This is a genomic window from Carboxydocella sp. JDF658 (assembly GCF_002049395.1).
Taxonomy (GTDB): domain Bacteria; phylum Bacillota.
Genome location: NZ_BDLR01000017.1, coordinates 22400 through 28589, shown reverse-complemented (window position 1 = coordinate 28589; position 6190 = coordinate 22400). Strand labels below are relative to the sequence as shown.

The window sequence follows — 6190 nt, the reverse complement described above, 5'->3', positions numbered from 1 at the left end:
CCACAGTTAAGGCATTTTTCCGGGTCAATAGCCAGAGGCGGGTTTTTCTCCTTGACGATCAGGGCACAGGGGCGCCGTACGATTATTACTGAAGGCTCAGCAGCAGCCAGTTCTTCCTTCAGGATTTGCCGGAATGCTTTCAGTTCAAAGGGATCCACTTCAGCTATTCTTTTAACCCCACAGGCCCGGGCAATCGCCGCCAGGTCCACCTGGGGAGCCGCTTCCCCGCTCAGCCGCTGGCCAGTGCCAGGGTGAGGCTGGTGTCCCGTCATGGCTGTCGTCCGGTTATCCAGAATCAGCACCGTGCCGGTTCCGCCATTATAAACCAGGTCCAGCAAACCGGTAATACCGGAATGCAGGAAGGTGGAATCCCCGATCACCGCTACCGTCCGCCCTTTAAATTCTTCCGGATTGGCCTTTTCCATCCCCAGGGCCGCGCCGATACTGGCACCCATACAGATACAGGTATCTATGGCATTGAGAGGCGGCAATACTCCCAGGGTATAGCAGCCGATATCCCCGGCCACCCGCAGCTTCAATTCCCGCAGCATGAAAAAGGTAGCACGGTGGGGACAACCAGGACACAATACCGGTGGCCGATTGGGCACTTCCTGGCCTTGCGGTTGCCGGGGCAAATATTCTGCCTCCTCCTGCCGCCCACAAGCCAGCAGGATTTGCCGCCGCACCAGGGTTGCGCTCAATTCCCCCACCGGCGGGAAGAGCTCTTTGCCCTGCACCATAATCCCCATGGCCTTGACCTGTTCTTCAATCAAACCATCCAGTTCCTCCACAACGAAGACCTGTTCCACCCCAGCGGCCAGTTCCTTTATTTTTTCTACCGGCAGGGGATTGGTCAGTCCCAGTTTCAACACTGTTGCCCGCGGAAAAGCTTCCCGAACATACTGATAACAAATACCGGAAGTGATAATACCCATATCCCGGTCTCCCCACTCCAGACGGTTAATCTCCGCCGTTTCCGCCCAGGCAGCCAGCTGGCGCATCCTTTCTTCCACTACCAGATGGCGCTGCCGTCCGTAAGCAGGAATCATCACATATTTCTGCGGGTTTTTCTGGTAGGGTTTTACTTCCGTAACCAGGGGTTCTCCCAGCTCTACCAGCGTCTGGCTATGGGCAATCCGGGTATGAGTTCTGAGCATAACCGGGGTATCAAATTGTTCGGAGAGAGCCAGTCCCAGCAGGACAAAATCCTTGCATTCCTGGCTGTCTGCCGGTTCTAATACCGGAATTTTAGCCAGGCGCCCGTAATAGCGGGAATCCTGCTCATTCTGGGAGCTGTGCATCCCCGGGTCGTCAGCAGCTACCAGCAAAAAGCCACCATTAACACCGGTATAAGCCAGAGTCAGCAAGGGGTCAGCAGCCACATTAACCCCAACGTGTTTCATGGTCACAATCGTGCGGGCCCCGGCAATAGCCGCCCCTGCCCCCACTTCCAGGGCCACCTTCTCATTGGGAGACCACTGGGCCTTGATGTTCGGGTATTTGGTCATGTTTTCCAGAATCTCTGTACTGGGTGTGCCCGGATAACCGGCAGCTACCACAACCCCGGCTTCATAAGCTCCCCGGGCAATGGCCTCATTGCCTGTCAGCAGTTCCTTCATTCTTTCTCCCCTTCCCCTCTTGCCGTAAATCCAGCACCCTTCTGGCTTTGCCGGTGAAACGCTCAATACTTCCCGGTGCTGCCAGAGTGACTTTGGTGCCAATAGATAAAACATTTTGCAACTTGTGGCGAATTTCCTCTTCGATTTCCACCAGTTTCTTATAATCATCAGTAAAGTATTCTTCTTTTAATTCCACCCGAACCTCCAGATCATCCAGAAAGCCCTTTTTCCGTACCACCAGCTGGTAATGGGGAGCTACGGCCGGTACAGTCAACAAAACGCTTTCCACCTGGGTGGGGAAAACATTGACACCTCGAATCACCAGCATGTCATCAGAACGGCCACAAACCCGGCTCATGCGCACAAGAGTACGGCCACAGGCACAGGGAGCATAGTCAAGGGTAGCCAGGTCCCGGGTCCGATAGCGCAAAATAGGCAAGGCCTCTTTGGTCAGCGGAGTAAACACCAGTTCCCCCTGTTCACCCGGACCAACCGGTTCACCGGTCTCGGGATTGATCAGTTCCACCAGAAAGTGGTCTTCATTAATATGCAATCCCTGGCGCGCCTGGCATTCCCCCGCTACACCCGGTCCCATCACTTCACTTAATCCGTAATTGTCAGTAGCAAACAGGCCCCATTCCGCCTCAATTTGCTGCCTGATTTCCTCCGACCAGGGCTCGGAGCCAAACAGGCCGATTCTTAAGCCCAGGGAACGGGGTTCAACCCCCATCCCCCGGGCTACTTCCGCCAGGTAAAGGGCGTAGGAAGGCGTACTGACCAGCACTGTAGTGCCAAAATCCTGCATCAACATGATCTGTTTCTCGGAATTGCCGGTAGAAGCCGGCACTATGGTAACCCCCACCTCTTCCAGACCATAATGCAATCCAAAAGCACCGGTAAACAAGCCGTAGCCAAAACAGATCTGGGCGATATCCCGCCGCTCAACTCCGGCCATGGTTACAATCCGGGCAATCAGATTGGCCCAGGTTTTCAGATCCTGTTTGGTATAACCGACAACAGTAGGCTTGCCGGTAGTACCGGAGGAGGCGTGCAAACGCACGATTTCCTCCAGCGGTACGGCAAACAGACCATAGGGATACTGCTCCCGCAAAACATCCTTGGTAGTAAAAGGCAACAAACGCACATCTTCCAGGCTGCGAATATCCGCCGGGGTTACTCCCTGCTCATCCAGCAGTTCCCGGTAATAGGGTACCCGTTCATAGGTTCTTTTCACTGTTGCCTGTAAACGTTCCAGCTGGATTGCCTGCAGCTCTTCCCGGTTCAAGCTCTCCTCCTTATCCCACATCCACCATTGCTCCTTCCTCTCCCTGGTTGATTCCACCTTCCTCACCGAATACCAGGGCCAGGTGATCCGCCGGTAATTGTTGACCCACCAGACTGAACACCGGTACCGTCAGGATAGAGGTCAACATGGCCAGACACCCGCCTAGAGGTATATATTTGGCATCCATCTGAAAATACCAGGCCCAGATAATGGAGAATGCCGCTCCTGCCACCATCCCGGCCAGAGCCCCCGTTTGATTGACCCGGCGGCTGTACAGCCCCCAGAGATAGGGTCCCAGAAAAGCCCCGGCCACCGTCCCCCAGGATAAAGCCATCAGGGTCAGGATAATTGCGGGTTTTTGCAGGGCAATATAGAGGGAAAAGCCGACAAAAACCAGGCTGAACAAACGCAACAGCTGCAAAACCCGACGGGGGGTTAAACCAGGGGCCAGCCAGCTATGGATCACATCCATGGTCAGGGCTGAACTGGCCACCAGTACCAGAGAAGATAGAGTCGACATGGAAGCGGATAAGACCAGCAGCAAGATGACCGCTGCTGCCCATTCCGGCAGGGCCTGTTTTAAAATCAGGGGCATGATCAGGTCGGCAGAAGGTTTCCCTGTGACCGGATCCAGGGGAATCTGGTCAAAAAAGAGGCGGCTGAAGGCACCGATGCCATAAGCTGCTCCGGAAATCAACAGGGCAAATAAGGTAGTGATACGAGTAGCGGTGTAGACCACTTTCTCATCGCGAATTGCACAGAATTTTTGCACCATCTGGGGCATCCCCCAGGTACCAAAGCTGGTAAGCAAGACCAGGGCCAGCAATTGCTCCAGACCCGGGCCCTGGGGAAAAAAACTGACCAGCTGGCTCCCCTTCTCTGCCAGCCGGCTGATACCGGTAGCCAGACCGCCTACCTGGGGAGCATGGAGGATATACCAGGTCATCACTCCGACTCCCCCCAGCATGACAATCCCCTGAATAAAATCTGTAACCGCTACTGCCAGATAACCGCCCAGAATAAGAAATACTGCCGTCACGGCAGCCATCAGCCAGGCCACCAGGGCGTAGGGAAGACCAAAGATTTGTTCAAAAAGGTAGCTTAAGCCCATGTAAACGGAAGCAGAATAAGGCACTAGGAAAACAAAAATCAAACTGGATGCCAGTACCTTCATCAGCGGACTCTGATAGCGGGCCCGGAAAAATTCCGGCATAGTCATCACTCCCAGGCGCTCTGTCATTTGCCTGGTGGGACGGGCCAGCACCTTCCAGGCCAGCCAGCTGCCCAGCAGGGCATTGCCGAGAGCGACCCAGAGAGCGCTTAAACCAAACCCCCATCCTACTTTACCGGCATAACCAACAAAAAGAACGGCAGAAAAGTAAGTGGTACCATAAGCAAAAGCAGTCATCCAGGGCCCGACCTTCCTGCCTCCCAGAAAGAAGTCTCCCGGTGTCCTGTTTTTGCTGCGCGCCCACCAACCACTGCCGATCAGGATTGAAACAAAAAGAACCAGCAACACCCATTTAATCATTCTACCATACCTCCGTTCTGCTCTTTCCTGGCTTCCTGCTCATGCTCAGCTCTACTATCCTGCCATCCTGGACTGCACGAACATCCTGATACGCTTTAAGGCCTCCTGTAACTGGGCCAGGGAATAGGCATAGGAAATACGGATACAGCCTTCGCCGGCTGCCCCAAAAGCCGACCCCGGCACTACCGCCACCTTTTGCTCCCGCAGCAACTCGGTGGCAAACTGCTCGGAAGTTAGTCCTGTACTGCGAATGGAAGGAAAGACATAAAAGGCCCCTTCCGGTTCATGGCACTCCAGGCCTGCTTCCCTCAATCCAGCCACTACCAGTCGCCGCCGTCGATCATATTCCCGTACCATTGCCTCCATTTCCCCCCGGCAGCTTTTCAGCACTTCCAGTGCGGCCAGCTGCGCTGTAATCGGGGCACAGAGCATGGTATACTGGTGAATTTTCACCATCGCACTGATCAGATCAGGATGAGCGCAGGCATAACCCAGGCGCCAGCCCGTCATAGCATAGGCTTTGGAGAAACCATTTAGCAAAATGGTACGCTCTTTCATGTCCGGTAAAGCTGCGATACTAAAATGCTGCCGCCCATAGGTCAGATGATGATAAATTTCATCGGCAATAACGATAAGATCTCGGGCCCGGGCGATTTCGGCGATCCCTTCCAGGTCCTGACGGCTCAGGGTAGTACCAGTCGGATTATTGGGATAACAGAGCAAAACCGCCTTGGTGCGAGGGGTCAAAGCCTGTTCCAGAGCCGCCGGCGTCAAGCGGAATCCATCTTCCCAGCTGGTCGCTACTGGCACCGGCCGTCCTCCGGCCAGCAAAGTACAGGGCTGATAGGAAACATAAGAAGGCTCAGGGATAATCACTTCTTCCCCTGGATTGAGCAGAGCCCTCAAAGCAATATCCAGGGCTTCCGATACGCCAACGGTCACCATAATTTCTCGTCTGGGGTCATAGCTCACCCCCAGGTTAGCCTCCACATCCCTGCTAATGGCTTCCCGCAATTCCAGCAAGCCATGATTGCTGGTATAGTGGGTTTTCCCCTTCTCCAGCCCCCAGATACAGGCCTCCCGGCCCGCCCAGGGTGTGACGAAATCCGGTTCCCCTACCCCCAGGGAAATCACCCCTGGAGTTTCTGCTACCAGGTCAAAAAAACGCCTGATCCCGGAAGGCGGAAGCTCCCGGACCAGAGTGGCCACCTTCTCAATCACGGTGACACCACCAGCCGCTCATCATCACCGGCATCCTCATCCAGAATTACACCGGCCTGTTTGTACTTTTTTAACACAAAATGGGTGGTGGTGCTCTGCACATCTTCAAGAGTAGCCAGTTTTTCCGCCACAAACAGGGCCACTTCTTTCAGAGTGCGTCCCTCGATCAGTACCGCCAGGTCATAAGCCCCTGACATCAGAAAAACCGACTTGACCTCGGGATAGCGGTAGATGCGCCGGGCTACGGCATCATAGCCCTTATCCCGCTGGGGAGTGATCTTGACATCGATCATGGCGGAAACAGCATCATCACCGAATTTCTCCCAGTTAATGATGGTATGGTATTTGACAATTACCCTGTCCGCCACCAGTCGGGCGATAGCCTGGGCCACCTCCTCCTCCGGTTCTCCCAGCAAGCTTGCTATTTCCGCCGTTGTGTAGCGGCTATTCTGTTCCAGTAGCTCAAGAATTTCCCTTTCCATGTTTTTATCCAAGCCACTCCCTCCCCTTTATAACAGCTGATTTTTACTTTTG

At 54.5% G+C, this 6190-nt stretch carries 5 protein-coding genes; all 5 read right to left on the bottom strand.

Annotation, left to right across the window (positions count from 1 at the left end; all coding sequences use genetic code 11):
* Positions 1-1619: indolepyruvate ferredoxin oxidoreductase subunit alpha (gene iorA / locus JDF658_RS03345; RefSeq protein ID WP_079906476.1), on the bottom strand; the 1619-nt coding region annotated here is incomplete at its 3' end.
* Positions 1594-2925 (bottom strand): phenylacetate--CoA ligase family protein, encoded by a 1332-nt coding sequence (locus tag JDF658_RS03340; RefSeq protein WP_079906475.1) that lies wholly within the window; start codon positions 2923-2925, stop codon positions 1594-1596. The genes JDF658_RS03340 and iorA, both read right to left, overlap by 26 nt.
* A complete protein-coding gene (locus JDF658_RS03335) occupies positions 2915-4435 on the bottom strand; it encodes a sodium:solute symporter (protein ID WP_200805632.1) in 1521 nt (506 codons plus the stop codon). The genes JDF658_RS03340 and JDF658_RS03335 overlap by 11 nt, the downstream gene beginning before the upstream one ends.
* Before the next feature lie 54 nt (positions 4436-4489).
* Entirely contained in the window at positions 4490-5656 is a 1167-nt protein-coding gene (locus tag JDF658_RS03330; RefSeq protein ID WP_079906474.1) for an aminotransferase class I/II-fold pyridoxal phosphate-dependent enzyme, read from the bottom strand.
* Positions 5653-6138: an Lrp/AsnC family transcriptional regulator gene (locus JDF658_RS03325; protein ID WP_079906477.1), complete on the bottom strand. Its 486-nt coding sequence runs from the start codon at positions 6136-6138 to the stop codon at positions 5653-5655. The genes JDF658_RS03330 and JDF658_RS03325 overlap by 4 nt, the downstream gene beginning before the upstream one ends.
* Between the last annotated feature and the right edge of the window lie 52 nt (positions 6139-6190).

Bases quoted from the DNA above. Each gene is read 5' to 3' on its own strand.
- JDF658_RS03325 (WP_079906477.1), bottom strand. From the start codon at position 6,138: ATGGAAAGGGAAATTCTTGAGCTACTGGAACAGAATAGCCGCTACACA.
- JDF658_RS03335 (WP_200805632.1), bottom strand. From the start codon at position 4,435: ATGATTAAATGGGTGTTGCTGGTTCTTTTTGTTTCAATCCTGATCGGC.
- JDF658_RS03340 (WP_079906475.1), bottom strand. From the start codon at position 2,925: ATGTGGGATAAGGAGGAGAGCTTGAACCGGGAAGAGCTGCAGGCAATC.